The sequence below is a fragment of the Pseudomonas sp. NFACC56-3 genome (genome assembly GCF_900100025.1).
GTDB lineage: Bacteria > Pseudomonadota > Gammaproteobacteria > Pseudomonadales > Pseudomonadaceae > Aquipseudomonas > Aquipseudomonas fluorescens_AA.
Window position 1 is genome coordinate 203,207 of sequence record NZ_FMTK01000001.1, and the last position, 16,558, is coordinate 219,764.

Annotated in this window: 14 protein-coding genes; 5 read left to right on the top strand and 9 right to left on the bottom strand. The window is 61.2% G+C overall.

The window, feature by feature from the left end:
* Positions 1-332: 332 nt before the first annotated feature.
* The 7 genes from BLO80_RS00785 to BLO80_RS00815 form a co-directional block, all read right to left on the bottom strand.
* A complete protein-coding gene (locus BLO80_RS00785) occupies positions 333-1,292 on the bottom strand; it encodes a D-isomer specific 2-hydroxyacid dehydrogenase family protein (RefSeq protein WP_092326131.1) in 960 nt (319 codons plus the stop codon).
* The gene (locus BLO80_RS00790) at positions 1,289-2,476 is read right to left on the bottom strand and encodes an acyl-CoA dehydrogenase family protein (RefSeq protein ID WP_092326133.1); all 1,188 of its coding nucleotides are present in this window, start codon (positions 2,474-2,476) and stop codon (positions 1,289-1,291) included. The genes BLO80_RS00785 and BLO80_RS00790 overlap by 4 nt, the downstream gene beginning before the upstream one ends.
* A 78-nt stretch (positions 2,477-2,554) precedes the next feature.
* On the bottom strand, positions 2,555-3,565 hold the full coding sequence (locus BLO80_RS00795; RefSeq protein WP_092326689.1) for an ABC transporter substrate-binding protein: 1,011 nt from the start codon (positions 3,563-3,565) through the stop codon (positions 2,555-2,557).
* Between the two features lie 14 nt (positions 3,566-3,579).
* Complete coding sequence (locus BLO80_RS00800; RefSeq protein ID WP_092326135.1) at positions 3,580-4,929, bottom strand: LLM class flavin-dependent oxidoreductase; 1,350 nt, start codon at positions 4,927-4,929, stop codon at positions 3,580-3,582.
* 12 nt (positions 4,930-4,941) lie between these two features.
* Positions 4,942-5,895, bottom strand: coding sequence for an ABC transporter substrate-binding protein (locus BLO80_RS00805; RefSeq protein WP_092326137.1), 954 nt, complete (start codon positions 5,893-5,895; stop codon positions 4,942-4,944).
* 95 nt (positions 5,896-5,990) lie between these two features.
* Positions 5,991-7,574 (bottom strand): rhodanese-related sulfurtransferase, encoded by a 1,584-nt coding sequence (locus BLO80_RS00810; protein WP_092326139.1) that lies wholly within the window; start codon positions 7,572-7,574, stop codon positions 5,991-5,993.
* Entirely contained in the window at positions 7,571-8,179 is a 609-nt protein-coding gene (locus tag BLO80_RS00815; protein ID WP_092326140.1) for a cysteine dioxygenase family protein, read from the bottom strand. The genes BLO80_RS00810 and BLO80_RS00815 overlap by 4 nt, the downstream gene beginning before the upstream one ends.
* Positions 8,180-8,419: 240 nt before the next feature.
* Between BLO80_RS00815 and BLO80_RS00820 the strand changes: the two genes are divergently transcribed.
* Together BLO80_RS00820 and BLO80_RS00825 are read left to right on the top strand one after the other, a co-directional pair.
* Complete coding sequence (locus tag BLO80_RS00820; RefSeq protein ID WP_175459432.1) at positions 8,420-9,325, top strand: LysR family transcriptional regulator; 906 nt, start codon at positions 8,420-8,422, stop codon at positions 9,323-9,325.
* A gap of 127 nt (positions 9,326-9,452) precedes the next feature.
* Positions 9,453-10,247: a class II aldolase/adducin family protein gene (locus BLO80_RS00825; protein ID WP_092326143.1), complete on the top strand. Its 795-nt coding sequence runs from the start codon at positions 9,453-9,455 to the stop codon at positions 10,245-10,247.
* Between the two features lie 264 nt (positions 10,248-10,511).
* Here the strand turns inward: BLO80_RS00825 and BLO80_RS00830 are convergent, their stop codons facing one another.
* Positions 10,512-11,600, bottom strand: a complete 1,089-nt coding sequence (locus BLO80_RS00830; RefSeq protein WP_092326144.1) for an LLM class flavin-dependent oxidoreductase — start codon at positions 11,598-11,600, stop codon at positions 10,512-10,514.
* A 363-nt stretch (positions 11,601-11,963) separates the two neighbouring features.
* On the opposite strand from BLO80_RS00830, the gene BLO80_RS00835 reads away from it, so the two are divergent.
* The 3 genes from BLO80_RS00835 to BLO80_RS00845 are packed head-to-tail and all read left to right on the top strand — an operon-like array spanning position 11,964 to position 14,689.
* A complete protein-coding gene (locus BLO80_RS00835) occupies positions 11,964-12,836 on the top strand; it encodes an ABC transporter permease (RefSeq protein ID WP_092326145.1) in 873 nt (290 codons plus the stop codon).
* Position 12,837: 1 nt separating this feature from the next.
* Positions 12,838-13,626, top strand: coding sequence for an ABC transporter ATP-binding protein (locus tag BLO80_RS00840; RefSeq protein ID WP_092326147.1), 789 nt, complete (start codon positions 12,838-12,840; stop codon positions 13,624-13,626).
* A gap of 37 nt (positions 13,627-13,663) precedes the next feature.
* On the top strand, positions 13,664-14,689 hold the full coding sequence (locus BLO80_RS00845) for an ABC transporter substrate-binding protein (RefSeq protein WP_092326149.1): 1,026 nt from the start codon (positions 13,664-13,666) through the stop codon (positions 14,687-14,689).
* A 175-nt stretch (positions 14,690-14,864) separates the two neighbouring features.
* On the opposite strand, the gene BLO80_RS00850 is transcribed toward BLO80_RS00845, so the two are convergent.
* Positions 14,865-16,115, bottom strand: coding sequence for an MFS transporter (locus BLO80_RS00850; RefSeq protein ID WP_092326150.1), 1,251 nt, complete (start codon positions 16,113-16,115; stop codon positions 14,865-14,867).
* Between the last annotated feature and the right edge of the window lie 443 nt (positions 16,116-16,558).

The following is a 16,558-nucleotide window of genomic DNA, read 5'->3' on the forward strand; positions in this document are numbered from 1 at the left end:
GGCCGGAAAAACATAGCGTTCCGAGAGCCTCCACCTGGTCAGGGGTCGGTGATGGTTGTAACAGTATTTGTATAATAAGGCGCTGTAAAAGTCCGATTTGTTATAAGTTAATTATAAAAAATAGGCATTAAGTCTTTAGATTAAATGCGTAAAGCTGATGTTTTGGTTGTGCGCAGAACACACCCTGTGGGAGCGGGCTTGCTCGCGAAGACGGTGGGCCAGTCGACGCCCATATCGACTGACACTCCGCCATCGCGAGCAAGCTCGCTCCCACATTTGTTTTGGGTGACTTCAAAAATCTACCTGTTCCGCCAGATCCCTGTGGGAGCGGTTCAGTAGCCGCGCTGTGGGTTCGCCAGATTTTCTGGCGCCAACCCGTTCAGGAAGCGCTCGAGATTGGCCAGGAAGCTGTCGGCTATTTCATGGCGGCTGTTGCTGGAGATCGCCGAGGTGTGGGGCGACAGGCGCACCCTGGGGTGGGCGTAGAGCGGATGGCCGTCGGGCAGCGGTTCGGGGTCGGTGACGTCCAGTGAGGCCAGGCCGAGGGTGCCTTCGTCCAGGGCCGCGAGCAACGCCCCATGGTCCAGCAGGCCGCCGCGCGCGATGTTGATCAGGTGCAAGCCCGGCTTGGCGCTGGCGAGCACCGCGCGGTTGACGATGTGCCGCGTTGCATCGGTCAGCGGCGCGGCCAGTACCAGATGATCGGAGCGCGAAAACAGCTGGTGGATGTCTTGCGCGGCTTCGACGCCTTCCACCTCGAACGGCGTCGAGCTTTGCCGCAACGCTAGCACATGGATGCCCAGGGCACGGGCTTTGGCCGCCAGGCTGCGACCAATCGCACCAAAGCCGAGAATGCCCAGCGTGCTGCCCTTGAGCGGCCTCAGGGCGCTGAACTGCCATTGCGAGTCGTGCACCCAGATGTCCGGCAGGTGTTTGGCCGCCGCGAAGATCGACGCCAGGGCGAACTCAGCAATGTTATCGGCGGCGCTGCCCCGGGAGGTACTCACCGGCGGGCCATCGAACAGCCACTTGGGGTAAAAGTCGATGCCGGAAGACACCACCTGGACCCATTTCAGGCCGTAGGGCCAGCCCGGCGGCGGCGTGTCCGGCGCCAGGTAGCCGTGCACGTTGATGGGCCGGGCCAGCAAGACACTGACCTCGGCCGGCAGGTCGCTTGGCACGCCGGCCGGCGCGTCGAGCACTTGCGCGCCAGGGTGCGTCTGTTCGAGGCGTTGGCGGATCACATCGTTGAAGTCTTTATCCAACTGGCTGGCGATCACGAGCGTGCTCATACAAGGTCCTTCTTCTGACGTTGGGCAAACGCCGCTTTGCCGACGCCTTGCAGCACGGCGTCGTTTTGCGGGGTGTGGACGCGACTGCACAGTACGTCGCGATAATGCCGCTGCAACGGGCTGTGCCGCGACAGGCCGGGGTTGCCGGACGCTTCGATGGCCAGTTCGACAGCGCGGATGGCGTTACCGGTCACCAGGTATTTCAATTGCGCGGCATGGGCCGCCGGGGTGCGTCCTTCGGCAGCGGCATCCAGCAGGCTGCGATTGGCGAACAGCAGGGTGTCGATGTGCCCGACGGTTTCCTGGAAGCGTGGCAGGGTCGCCAATGCAGCGCCGAGGTTGGATGGTTTGCGCTGTTCCAACCAATCCACGAACCAGTCCCGCGCGGCCTGGGCGACGCCGTCGTAGACCGCCGACAGCAACACCGACATCCACAGGAAGCCGTCACCGTCCAGTTCGGGTTGCGGCGCACTCCAGCGACTGACACTGACCGCGTGATCCAGTGGCACCAGCACGTTGTCGAACCGCACTTCATGGCTGCAGGTGGCACGCATGCCCAGGTGGTCCCAGTCGTCGACGATGCTGATCCCGGGTGTGTCCTTGTGGATCAGCCAGGCACCCACCAGCGGATCTTCATCGGTGCTGCGCGCCCAGACGCTGAACCAGGTCAGGCCGTGACTGCCGGTGGAATAGAGCTTGCGCCCGCTGATGCGCCAGCCTTCGGAGGTGCGCCTGGCGATGGTCGCCGGCAGCCCGCCACGGGCCGGGGTGCCCAGGTCGGGCTCGACACGCAAGGCATTGATCAGCGCGCCTTCGCCCACGGCATCCTGGGCCACTCGCAAGCGCAATGCCTCAGGCCAGTTCCGATTGTCCTGCAGGCGCGAATGCTGGAGGTACTGCATCACCAGAATCAACGCCGTGGAAGGCTCGCCCTTGGCGACCGCACTGATCGCCTTGCGTGCCTGCACCAGGCTGGCGCCGCCACCGCCCAATGCCTTGGGCACTGTCAGGGCCAACAGACCATGCTCGTGCAGCAACGTGAAATTGTCCCGGGGAAAGGCGCCGCTCTCGTCATAGACGTGGGCCGTGGCTGCCAGTTGCCTGCCGATGCGTTCGAGCAACGTGTCGAAGTCGGCGACATCGACCGATTGCAGCGTGGGTGGGCGTGGAGAAGAAAGACTCATGGTGCGTTCACTCGATCAAAGAGGTGAGGTCCGGTGCGGCCCTTGTGGCGAGGGAACAAGCGCCCCCGTCACAGGCATTCAAAGCGGCAGCAGGCGGAAGTTCCTGTCCCACAGCGGACCCACGTCGAGTCGTTCGTTCAACACGCCGGCGTTGAAGAACAGGTCGGCGACTTCTTGTTGCGAAGCAATGGCCTGGTCGCTGACTTCGACGACTTTCGACGGCTGGCTGCGGTTGTTGTACATGTCCAGGAACACGGCTTTATCGACGCCCAGCAACTGTGCCGACTTGGCGGCCCAAGGCTCGGGGTTGGTGTTGATCCATTCCAGGGTGCGCGCCTGCCGTTGGATATAGTCCTGGATCGCCTGCTTGCGCAGCGGGTCTTCCAGGGCAGCGGGGCGCGCGGCGACCAGGTAGTTGCCCGACAAGTAGCCCAGGGCGGTTTTCAACACCCGGGCACCGCTGCGGAACTTTGCCAACTGGATGAATACGCCATAGATCACCCAGGCATCGAGCTGACCGCTCTGAAACGCCGTGAAGCCATCCTGGGGCGTGAGCGCCACCGCCGTGATGTCGTTCATGGTCAGGCCCTGTTCCTTCAAGGCCTTGATCAGAAAGTAGTGGGACGTGGTGGAGCGCACATAGCCGACCCGCTTGCCACGCAGTTGTCCGATCGATTCGAGGGCGGAATCCTTGGGAATCAAAATCACCTGGTTGTTCACATCGCCTTGCAGCACCGCGATCAGGCGCGGCTGGCGGTGGCTCTGGATGGAAAAGATCGGCGGGATTTCGCTCATGCTGCCCACGTCCAGGCTGCCCGAGGCCAGCGCTTCGACGATCAGGTTGCCACCGGCGAACTCGGCGTATTCGACCTTGTAGGGTGTATTGCCGGTGCCGGCATCGTCGACGAAATAGGAATCCTGGCCCCGGTAGGTTGCGACGCCCAACGTCAGGTCAGAAAGCCCTTTGCCTTGGGCGCAGGCGCGTGGGGCAAACCCCAGGGCGGATAGCCCCATCGCACCCAGGGCGATGGAACTGGCCGTGAGGAAATCGCGACGATTGAATTGCCCTGGCGTGAGGTTTTTCATCATGGTCGGGCCCTTGCTCATGCTACGGCCTCGCGGGCCGCGTTTGTCGCCACGGGCCGTGCGTATCGGTTGGCGGGCACCGGCAGGCCCAGATTGTCCCGCAAGGTGTTGCCGCTGTATTCGCTGCGAAATAACCCGCGCTGCTGCAGGACCGGTACCACGCGTTCGGTGAAATATTGCAGGCCGTCCGGCAGCAGTGAATTGATGATGAATCCATCGGCCGCGCCGTTTTCGAACCAGTGTTCAATGGCATCGGCCACCTGTTCGGGGGTGCCGACAAAGTCCCGCCGTGGCTGGGAGAAACGCAGGGCGACTTCGCGCAACGTCAGGCCTTCGTCCCGGGCCAGTTGCTTGATCCGGTCCGAGCCGCCTTTCTGGCTATTGGCGCCCAGGTCGCCCAGTTCGGGGAAGGGCGCGTCCAGTGGGTACTGACTGAAGTCATGGTCATTGAAGGGGCGGCCAAGGGCGACGATGGCATCTTCGATGCTCACCAGTGCCACGGCTTGCTGGTAGCGGTCTTCGACTTCCGCTGCGTCACGCCCGACAATCGGGCGGATGCCGGGCAGGATCGACAGTTCTCGAGCGTCGCGCCCGAAGCCCTGGGCGCGTTTTTTCAGGTCCTGATAATAGGCGCGCGCTTCGTCGAAGCCCTCGGCGCTGACAAAAATGGCGTCGGCATTGCCGGCGGCAAAGTTGCGCCCGTCCTCGGAAGTGCCGGCCTGGAAAATCACCGGCTGACCCTGGCGGGAGCGAGCGATATTGAGCGGGCCTTTCACCGAGAAGAATTCGCCCTTGTGCTCCAGGGCATGCAGCTTGCCAGGGGTGAAAAATTCGCCCGTTTGCTTGTTGTAGGCGAAGGCGTCGTCTTCCCAGGAATCCCACAGACCCTTGACCACCGCCACATGCTCCTGGGCGATCCGATAACGCACGGCGTGCGGTGGGTGCTCGGCCTTGCCGAAGTTATCGGCGGTGCCACTGAGCCACGATGTCACCACGTTCCAGCCAGCTCGCCCATCGCTGATATGGTCCAGCGAAGCGAACTGGCGCGCCACCTGGTAGGGCTCGGTGTAGCTGACGGTCACCGTCGCCACCAGGCCGATGTTCGACGTCAGTGCCGCCAGCGCCGAAAGGATGGTCAGCGGCTCGAAGCGGTTGAGGTAATGCGGACTGGATTTTTCGTGAATGTGCAGGCTATCGGCGATGAACACGAAATCGAACTTGGCGCCTTCGGCCAGTTGCGTCTGTTGCTTGTAGAAACCGAAATCGGTGCTGGCATTGGGTCGCGCCTGCGGGTGGCGCCATTCGCCCCAGCCGTGGCCGACGCCATGGACCATTGCGCCGAGTTTGAGTTGGCGTTGTCTGCTCATGGTTCTGCTCCTTTAGCGCGAGGCCTGGGCGAGGGGGGCACGCAGGGTGTTGAAGCTCTTGTCGAAACCTTGGGAGACGTCGATGTGGCGAGTCAGCAAGCCTTCTTGCTGATAGATGTCGGCGGTCGCCTGCAGGCCGCTGATCACGACGTCATCAATCACCACCGGCTGCATGTGGGTGGCATTGGCCACGCTCAGGTGAACCGCCAGGGGCAGGCCGGTGATCCTGGCCTGGGCGGCGGCGTATTCATCGGGGTGCTCGTTGCTCCAGCGGTAGGCCCGGTCGACGCGGGCGACAAAGTCGTCCAGTTGCTGGCGTTTGTCGGCGATGGCCTGGCTGGTGGCGGCGAGGTAGAGGTGATTGCTCAACAGATTGCTGCCGCTGACCAGGACCCGCGCCTGGCTCTGAGCGGTCACGACCGTGGTGAAGGGATCCCAGGTGGACCAGGCGTCCGCGGTGCCGTTGTCCAGCACCAGCCGGGATTCACTGGGCAGCAGGAACACGAATTGCACGTCCTGGGTGCTCAGGCCCACGCTGCGCAGGGCCTTGATCGCCAGGTAATGCCCGATGGAGCCGCGCGTGGTGACGATGCGCTTGCCCTTGAGGTCGGCGACTTGCTTGATGGGGGAGTCCTTGGGAACCAGGATGGCCGTGGTGTTACGCCCCTCGGCATGAATGATGCTGACCACCTTGAGCGACGCACCCGCGCCTAGGGCGAATACGTAGGGTGCATCGCCCAGGGCGCCGATATCCACGGCGCCGGCATTCAGTGCCTCGCCCAGCGGCGCGGCGGCGGGGAACTCGGAAAACTGGATCTCGTAGGGCACCTCCTTGAGCTCGCCGGAAACCTCCAGCAAGGCCTTGATAGTGGATTTCTGATTGGCGACTCGCAGCGGCTGCAAGTCGGCGGCATGGACGGGGCCAAAGGCGAGGGCGATCAACAGCAGGGATAGAGTCAGGCGCATCGGAGGCTCCAGGCTGAGTGTTGCGTTCAGCGCCTCCGCCTGGAGAAGGGGTCGGCTGGTGTGGGCAGGGGCCGGTCAACCGACCCCTTGCGGGTTCAGATCACGAAAAAACCATGGGTGCCGTCGCGGGCCAGTTGGTCCACCAGGCCGTACTCCCAATCCAGGTAGGCCTGCATGGCCTCCCGTGGGTTGTCGGTGCCCTCGTACGGTCGGCGATAGCGGTCGATGCGCGGCGAGGCCAGGCGGGTTTCGCCGTGCTCCAGTGGTCGTTGCTCGGCGATCCATGCTGCCGTGCCGCTGCGCAGCAGAAACACGTCCTTGCCGGTCAGCGCCTCGACTTCGGGGACCGCCAGCCGGGCCAATTGGCTGCTGCCGCACGTCAACACATAGCGTTGGGCCGGCGGCACCTTGGCCAAGGCTTCGCTCAACCGAGCGCGCTGTACCCACCAGGCGCCGGGGATGTGGCGCTTGACGTAGTTGGCGCTACCGGTGAAATCCAGCACCACGGTGTCACCTTCGGCCAGCCATTGTTCAAGGGTTCCGGGGCTGATTTCCTCGGCTTGCGGCGGTACAGGCACCGGCGCTTTCCATGTGCCCTGTTCGCTGAAGTGCGCCGGTTGCAGGTCATCCAGTACGTGCACCTCCCAACCCAGTTGCGCGAGCCAGGAGGCTGACATATTGGCGCGTACGCCGTCGTCATCCACCAGCACCAGGCGCGCGCCGCGCACACTGGCGAAGTGATCGGTTTCCTGCACCAGTTGCCCGCCAGGGGTGGAGCGCGAGGCGGGCAGGTGGCCGGCTTCGAATTCTTCCGGAGTACGCACATCGAACAGGTAGGTGCTGCGTGTCGGTTCCTGCTGCCAGCGATGCAGGTCGGCGAGGGTCGCGCGCCCGACCAGTGCCTGGTCGGCGACACGGCGGGCATCGCGAGCGGCGACGTCTCGATGTTCTTCGCCGGTGACGGCAAAGCGGCGTGACTGGCCGTGCTCCAGGGTTTGACCGGCCAGGGTCCAGCCGATGGTGCCGTTGCGCAGGGCGGCCACCGGGTTCTCGATGCCCGCGTTGATCAGCGACTGGGTGCCGATGATGCTACGGGTACGCCCGGCGCAATTGACGATGATGCGGGTCGTCGGGTCTGGCGCGAGTTCGCGAGCACGTAACACCAGTTCCGCCCCCGGCACGCTGATGCCACCGGGAATGCTCATGGTCTGGTATTCGTCGAAACGCCGGGCGTCGAGCACCACCACGTCGGCTTCGCTGTCGAGCAACGACTGGACCTCTTCGGCCGCCAGCGAAGGTGTGTGACGTTGGTTTTCCACCAGCTCACCAAAGGCCTTGCTCGGCACATTGACGTCGATGAACAACTCGCCGCCGGCTTTGCGCCACCCCTCAAGGCCGCCCTCGAGCACGCTGACATTGCTGTAGCCCAAGTCCAGCAAACGCTGCACCGCGATGCCCGCCAGACCCTCGCCGTTGTCATAGACCGTCACCGAGGTATCGCGCCTAGGGATGCGCGAATACACCTCCAGCTCAAGCTTGGACAGCGAAATATTGGCGGCGAACAGCGGATGCCCTTCGGCGAAAGGGGCCTCTTCGCGGACATCGATAAGGGCCAGTTCTTCACGGTTCAGCAACGCCTGGCGAATCTCGGCGTAGGAGCGGGTAGGTACGGTGCTCATAGGGCTTGGTTCTCTTTGGACAGGTCCCAGATATTGGGGAGGAAGGCGTTGGAATAACCGGAAATGAACAACTTCTCGCTGCCGTCGGGCTGATACACCGCACGGCGAACGGCGCCGATGTTGGCGCCGTACACGTGAATGCTGATGGACACCTGGTTATCGAAGGCGTTGCTGACTTGGTGGATGTCGCCGATCTTGGGAGACACCGCTTCCACTTGGCCCGGTACCAGCCGTGTGGGCGCGCCCTCAGGCACCAGGGTACCGTCGGGATGGCGGGCGAAGCCTTGGGAATGCTCGGCGCCACGCAGCATGCCAATCAGCCCCCAGACCCGATGATCGTGGATCGGCGTACGTTGCCCCGGTCCCCAGACAAAACTGACCACGCTGAAACGCTGCCGCGAATCGGCATGCAGCAAGTACTGCTGATAGCGCTCGGGGTCTGCCCGGGCAAAATCCTCGGGCAGCCAATCGTCATGGTTGACCAACTGAGCGAGCAGTTTGCCACCGCGATGCAGCAGGTCGCCTTCGCGAGGGTTGCCGTCGATCAGCTCCGCCAGGGCGCCGATGAATGCTCTGAGTCTCTCCGGGTGTCGGGCCTGGGTCATGGCGATTCCGTCGTTGTGTTGAATGTCTGTTGTCATGATTTAAGCATAATGATTTTTCTTAATATGCTATTTTTTAATGATTAGGTTATAGCTGAAAAGAATTTAGAACAGTTGTGAATAGATTTAGAGGTTATCGATCGGTGCGCCGGGCTATCCAGGCATGCGCAATGGCACTATGCTTTTTTGCAGTGCATTATGCTTTTCAAACATTTTATTGACTGTTCTCTATGTGCGGGCCAAATGAAAATTGACGATATTGACGCCTTTGTCGAAGTGATTCGTTGCCAGTCCATCAGCCATGCCGCCGAGACCTTGCAGCTGACGCAACCGGCGATCACACGACGCGTGCAGAACTTCGAGCAAGCGTTGGGCGTGGAGTTGTTCGACCGCAACACCAAGCCGCTCAAGCCCACGTTGATCGGTACGCGAGTCTATGAGCAGTGTCGTCTGATCCTGCGGGAGATGGACGCCCTGCGCGAGCTGGTTGCCACCGATGCGCCGCCTACCGGCCTGTTGCGCCTGGGCGTTCCGCAAACGATCGGGGATGTGGTGCTGCTCGATGCGCTCAAGCATTTGCGCGTGGAGTACCCCGAGCTACGTGCTCAGGTGGTCACCGGCTGGGGCAGTCAGTTGGTCGGCAAGATCGAGCGTGGCGAATTGGATGCAGCGGCGGCGTTGTTTCCCGCAGGCAAGATTTTTCCAGACAACATTGTCGGTGAGTCGATCGGCAAGATGGAGCTGGTGGTGGTATGCGCCAATGCGCAGTTGCCCAAGCGTCCCTGCAAACTGGCCGACGTCTACCAGAATGGCTGGATCCTCAATCCGGACGGCTGCGGTTTCCGTGCCGGGTTGCAGCGAACCCTGTCGGACCAGGGCCTGGCTTTGCGGGTCAACCTGGAAACCTTCGGTACCGAATTGCAACTGGGCCTGGTCGCCGATGGCCTGGGCCTCGGCCTGGTGCCGCGTCCGCTGCTGGAACGCAGTGTTCATCGCGAACACCTGGCGGTCATGCCACTGAAGGATTTCAAGCCGGTGATGGACCTATGGCTGATCTACCCACACTTCCTGGGCAACCTGCAAGGGCCGGTGGATGCCTTCGGCAAACGGGTGGCTGGATCGCTGCAGAAGGTCAAGGATGCCGCATGAGTGGAAGTGAGGCTGGTCTATCATAAAAAATAATAATAATTAGCTTAGATTAAAATGTGCTTTTTATTATTTTTTGCCTTCCCCTAGGCTTCCTGCAGATCCTTAAGGCCATCCAGGAAGTTTTGCCATGAGCAGCGTCAGTCCGTTATCCAGCGTTTCAAAAAATGTTCGTCAGCGTGTCAGTCCCGAGGAGTGGGAGGTGCGGGTGAAGCTGGCCGCCGCCTATCGGCTGGCGGCCCTGTTCAAGTGGACCGATCACATCTACACGCACTTTTCCGCGCGGGTGCCGGGGCCTGAGGAGCATTTCCTGATCAATGCCTTCGGGCTGTTGTTCGATGAAATTACCGCGTCCAACCTGGTCAAGGTCGACATTGACGGAACCCTCGTCGACGACCCGACCGGCCTGGGCATCAACTACGCCGGGTACGTGATCCATAGCGCTATCCATGGTGCGCGTCCCGACCTGCAAGCAGTCCTGCATACCCATACCCGCGATGGCATCGCGGTATCGGCCCAGCGCGATGGGCTGTTACCGATCTCGCAGCACGCCATCGGATTTTCCGGGCGGGTGGCTTACCACGGTTACGAAGGTATCGCCCTGGATCTGGATGAGCGTGAACGGTTGGTGGCGGACCTGGGGGACAAGAGTGTGTTGATTCTGCGTAACCACGGTTTGCTGACGGCGGGGATCAGCGTCGAGCACGCATTCCAGCAACTGCACGGGCTGGAGCGCGCCTGCAATATCCAGATCGCGGCACAGGCTGGTGGCAATGCCGATTTGATCTTTCCTCCGGCCGAGGTGGTGGCCAAGGTCGAGAAACAGGCCGAAGTGTTAAAAAATGGTGATGGGCCGGGTGTTGCGCGGCACTGGGATGCGCTGATCCGGCAGTTGGAACGGACCGACATCGACTACAAGAACTGAGTCTTCAAGCGGTGTGCCAGGCGGCTCTGTCTTTGCCTGACTCACCGCTTTCGCGAGCAAGCTCGCTCCCACAGTGATGAGTGGACGGGACACGAATCTCTCATCCCACCACAACCAATGTGGGAGCAAGCTCGCTCCCACAGGATGAGTGGACAGGACACGAATCTCCCATCCAACCACGAGCTTGCTCGCGAAGACGTCGGCACATTCGCCATGGACGTAAGCAGACCCACCGCTGTCGCAAGCAGGCCCGCTCGTGTTATTTCAAGCCACTTTTTCAGCGGCCTGGCGTTCGCGTTCGGCGACGAGTTGACGGATCAGCGGGATCAGACGCTTGCCATAATCGATGGCGTCATCAAGTGGGTCAAAACCGCGGATCAGGAACGTGGTGATGCCCAGGTCGTAATAGTCGAGCAGGGCTTCGGCCACTTGTTCCGGGGTGCCGACCAGCGAGGTCGAATTGCCTTGTGCGCCGAGCAGGCCGGCGATCCCGGTCCACAGGCGCTTGTCCAGACGCGAGCCCTGGGCAGCGGCCGCCAGCAAGCGTCGGGACCCTTCGTTCGGTGGTTCGCGACGCACAAAGCCGTTCTGTTCGGCCAACGCTGTGGCCTGTTGCAGGATGCGCTCGGCACGGTCCCAGGCTTGCGTTTCGGTGTCGGCCAGGATCGGTCGCAACGACAGGCTGAAACGAATGCTGCGCCCGTGCCTGGCCGCCTCGGCGCGCACCTTATTCACCACTTCGCGCACCTGTTCGTAGGTTTCACCCCACAATGCGTAAACGTCTGCATGCTTGCCGGCTACAGCGATGGCCGCCGCCGATGAGCCACCAAAATACAGCGGTATGTGTGGCTGTTGCGGCGACTTCACTTGCGAGTGCGCACCCTCGACCTGGTAGTACTTGCCCTGATAGTCGAAGGGCTTTTCGCGGGTCCATTCCTGACGCAGCACATCAAGGTATTCATCGGTACGGGCGTAGCGCTCATCTTTGCCGATGTAGCTTCCATCTGCGCGCAATTCACGATCATCGCCGCCGGTGATGATGTGCACGGCGGTGCGCCCACCATTGAACACATCGAGGGTGGCGAACTGTCGTGCGGCCAGGGTCGGTGCGACGAATCCCGGTCGATGGGCAATCAGGAACTTCAGCTTTTTCGTCACGCTGGCGGCATGGGAAGCAATCAGCGTGCTGTCCGGACTGTTGGAGTGAAACGCGACCAGGGCGCGGTCGAAACCGGCTTCCTCATGGGCGCGGGCGACGGTCTCCACATATTCAGGCTGCAACACCGGGCCGCTGCGTGGCTGGGTTTCCGAGGATTGGTGGCCGCCGATGTAACCGATGAATTCGATGCTCATGCTGGGTTCCTTGTCTTTGGATAGGCGTGATTTCAAAGCCTCCACCGGGCAGGGGGTCGGTCTGTGACGTCGAAAGTAGGCGCAGCGGGCAAGGCTGTGAAATGCCGTTTTGTTCTAAGTTAATTATTAATTAAATGAATCATATAAAATCGTAAATATCAGTACTGTGCATTTTAAGGTGCGTCAGGGACGCATCCGCCGCGGGACGTGGGCTGCGGGCTTTTATTATGCAAATAATTTATCTGGATTATTTTATATCTGATTTTTAATCATATTAGGTTATTCCCAAAAAGAATTTCACTGACGTTTTTTATGCGAATAGCATGAATTCGAAGCCGTATTCTTGATGAGGAAGGAAGCCTGATGACCGAAAAGACCTTCGATACGCAGAGCACGAGTAGCTCGTTTTCTGTCAGCAAGGCTGTTGAAAGCCGGGGGGCATGGAAGCTGATTCCCGGCTGGCTACACACCTGGCGAACCCCGGAAGTCCTCCTGCGCCTGCTCAGTCCGGTTGCGTTGCTGCTCTTGTGGGAACTGGCGTCGCAGCTCGGCCTGATCCCCCAACGGATTATCGCCGCCCCCTCGCAAATAGGCGGCACCCTCTGGGCGATGATTGTGTCAGGGGAGCTGGGCAAGCATTTGCTGGTGTCGCTGCAGCGCGCGTTGCTGGGGTTGAGCATCGGGGTCAGCGTCGGCGTCATTGCGGCGCTGATCACTGGTTTGTCCAAGCGCGGTGAGGTCATCCTCGACTCGCCGATGCAGATGCTGCGCACCATTCCTTCCCTGGCGCTGGTGCCGTTGTTCATCCTCTGGTTCGGCATCGGTGAGTTCACCAAGATCGCGCTGATCGTCACCGGTACGACCTTCCCGGTGTACCTGAACCTGTTCGCCGGGATTCGCAACATCGACCCCAAACTGATCGAGGCCGCCAACACCCTGGGCCTGAATCGTCGCGAGTTGATCTGGCATGTGATCTTGCCAGGTTCCTTGCCTTCGTTTTTTGTCGGCTTGCGCTATTCCCTGGGGATTTCCTGGCTGGCCCTGGTGTTCGTCGAACAGATCAACACCACCGCCGGCATCGGTTTTCTGGCCAGTGATGCGCGGGATTTCATGCGCACCGACGTGATCGTGATCTGCCTGCTTATCTACAGCGTCCTCGGCTTGTTGATCGACGGCCTGATCCGCACGCTCGAGCGTTTTGCCCTGGCCTGGCGCCCATCTTTTGTGAGGAACTGACATGTCGACTATCGCGGCAAAAAACCTGCAGCCAGAAGCACCGGTACAACTGCGTAATGTGGTGCGCCAATTCGGCCAGCAACGGGTCATCGATGGTTTGGACCTGGACATCGCACCGGGCGAATTCGTCGCGCTGCTCGGGGCCAGCGGTTCGGGCAAGACCACCTTGCTGCGCAGCCTGGCCGGCCTGGACAGTATCGACAGCGGTCAGTTGCGGGTGCCCAAGGCACGGGCCGCGGTGTTTCAGGAGCCGCGGTTGATGCCGTGGAAGCGCGCCTGGAAGAATGTGGTTCTCGGCCTGCACACCCCGGACGCCAAGGCGCGAGCGGTGCAAGCGCTGACGGAGGTCGGCTTGGCCCATCGTCTGGAGGCCTATCCGGCGACGCTCTCCGGCGGGGAAGCACAACGCGTGGCGCTGGCCCGTGGCCTGGTGCGCGAACCCAAGCTGTTGCTGCTCGACGAACCCTTCGCCGCGCTCGATGCACTGACCCGGATTCGCATGCATCGGCTGATCATCGAGTTGTGGCGCAAGCACACCCCGGCGGTACTGCTGGTTACCCATGACGTGGATGAAGCCATTCTGCTGGCCGATCGGGTGATCGTGTTGGCCAATGGCAAGATCGCCGAGCAATTGTCGATCGATCTGCCGCGGGCTAGAGATACCGGGCAGGAGGGTTTCCAAGCGATCCGTGCGCGCTTGCTGGGGCTGTTGGGGGTCGAGGTGCAGACCGTTGCCGTGGCTGAACGTCCGCTCACGAACAGCACTGTCCGGCGTTTTGCCCATGGTTGACGCTGCTTTCAATTCATTGATACAGGGATGTGCTGTCATGCCGATACACGTTCGCAAATCTGCGCTGATGTTGTTGTCCTGCGTCGCGTTGCTACTCAGCGGCTGCGGTGACACGGTCGAGTCCCAATCGCCATCTGCTGCCAAGTCAGACTTGTCCGGCGTCAAGTTGATTCTGGGCGATCAAGCCAAAGGCTTGCGCACGGTGGTCGAGGCGGCAAATGCATTGGAAGGGATCGACTACACAATTGAATGGGCGAACTTCCAGGGGGCCGCGCCCTTGTTCGAAGCCTTGCGCGCCGGTGCCGTCGATTTGGCGCCGGCCGGCGATACGCCGGTGCTCGCCGCCGCGACCGGTGGCACGCCACTGCGCATTGTCGCGGTACGACGTAGTCAATCAAGAGGCATTGCGATCCTGGTTCCAGCTGATTCGCAGATCCGCACCGTTGCCGACTTGAAAGGCCGCAACGTCGTGGTGTCTTCGGCTCGCGGCAGCATTTCCCAATACCTGTTGATTCGCGCACTGGCCAATGCCGGTGTCGAGGACAAGGCGGTCAATGTCGGATTTGTCCTGCCGACCGATGCCTTGTCCGCATTCAACGCTGGCAAGATCGAAGCCTGGGCCACCTTCGGGATTTATCAGGCGTTTGCCGAGCAGCAGGGCGCGCGCGTGCTGATCAGCGGCGAGGGCATCAATACCGGCCTGACCTTTATCACCGCCTCCGATGACGTCCTGGCCGATCCCCTCAAGCGCAAGGCACTTAGCGACGTACTGCAACGCTTTGCCAAGGCCTTCGAATGGGCCCGGCAAAATCCCGACGAGTACGCACGGGTCTTCGCCAAGGTCAACGATATTCCCCTGGAAGTCTCGCAACGACTACGCAGTTGGGGGGATGAGGCGCTGTTGCCGCTCGAACCACAGGATGTTCAGGCGCTGCAGCAAGTCGATGACTTATTCGTGGAAAAAAATATTTTCCCCCATCGTGTCGATGTGCAAAAACTGACGGATGACCAAGTGTTTTCCCTGAAGCCTTTGACATTGACGCAGTCGGAGACGGCACGTTAGTCCGGGTCCAGGCACGTGTTCGTTTTGAATGTGTCGCGTGGCGGGCTGTACAACAAAATGAGTCGATTTGGGCGCAAGGTTGATGCGCTTCGTTCTTAGCGGTTGGCGCAGCGCTGATGGTGAAACGGGCGGTCAGTTTGCCGCCCGATCAACGCATTGCCTGGCCAAGTGAAGGTCAGAAAACGCTTTTCTTGAAGGGGCGAGCGGGGACGCCCCGATAGAACGACAAAATGGCCAGCACCTGCACGATGACTGCCGCTGTCACGACAGCGGCGATGGCGTGATTCGGATCGGTGAAGGCGGCGCGCAACAGGCCAAAAAAGGCCGGGGCGAAGGCGTAGGTGGCCTGGCTGATCGCAACCATCAGGGCGACCACCCTGGCGGTGTGTTCACGGCTGAACTCGGCCTGTGCTATCAGCGGCGGCAAGGAGGTGGCATTGCCAATGCCCGAACCGATCAGCACCACGGCTATCCAGGCCCCTGTCGGGTGAAGGTCCAGGCCCAGAAGCATCAGCGTGCCCAGCATCTGGACGGTATAACCGAGGCAAGCCAGCTGTCGGCGATTCATACCCTGGGTCATCAGGCGTGCAGCGACGTATCGCCCGCCTATCGCACTGGCGGTGGCCAGACCCATGGCGAATGAGGCGTCATGCGCCCCCATGCGTCCCACCAGGATCGAGTACAGGTGCGCGATCAAGCCGATCTGGGCGAACAGCCCCAAGGACATACCGGTTGCCAGGGTGCGGAAACTGGCCGACCTGAGCGTCTGCATGACGGTCCACGGCGCGGCGCTGGCGCTGACCGGCACGGGAGCCGGCGGGGCTGCATTGTCGGGATGTTGTCCCAGGCTCTGTGGATTCTTGTTGAAAACCAGGAAGGCGAAAGCGCCTATGACCAGCACAGCGATGACGCTGATCAGCGCCGCCGCCGGGGCAAAGCCGAAACGCTCGATCAGCCACACCCACAGCGGCGAAAAGATTACGCCTCCCAGGCTGGCGCCGTTATAGGCTTTGCCCAAGGCCTTGGGTCTTTCCTTGACGTACCACGGCGCGATGAGGGTGTTGACGGCCGCGGCCCCCAATGTCACCCAGCCGATACCCGAGCAGACGGCACCGGCATACAGCACCCAGGGCTGGTTGGCCTGAGCCCAGAGGTTCACGCCAATGCCCAGGACGATGCTGCCAAGCAAGGTAATGGCGGGGATGCCGAAGCGTGCATAAAGTCGTGGCAGGTTGGCGATGACAATCGTGCCGCTGAGAAAGTGCAAGGTCACGGCGGCCGAGACCTGGGCGATTGGCCAACCCGTGCGCTCAATGACCGCCTGCATATAAATCGGCGGGCCATAGAAGCCGATTCCCCAACCGATCATCGCCAGGATGAACGTGCAGGCCAGTACGGTTTTTCCAAAAAAGCGGGTGTGTGTCATCGCCATCTCCTCCAGGGTGGCTCGCAGACTATGCGCTCGGCAAGTTCCTCACTTCGAGGTGCGTCGAACAATGGATGTCGAGGACGATTGCTTGTCCAGATCCGGCCGGGCCGGGCGCGCCAAGGGTGGGCCTCCAGCGATCCAGAACTGATCAGAGGGCCGGGACAGGTAGGATGTTACAAACTTGCTATTTCCCTTTCGGGTCGATGACAGCAGAGCCGACTATCCTTGCGGGCACCGAACGTAAACGCTGTATCCATAAAAAAGAGACGCCATGTCACATTATGATCGCGCCATCGGCTCCGGACCCGGCATCTCACGCGGCGATCGAACCTGTTTGACCAGGTCTCGGTTGCTCCGGATAGTTTCAACGACGATGTTCTGTCTTTTCACGGCAACGCCTGGGTATGGCCAGGACCTGCCAGTCGCGACGGACACTACGG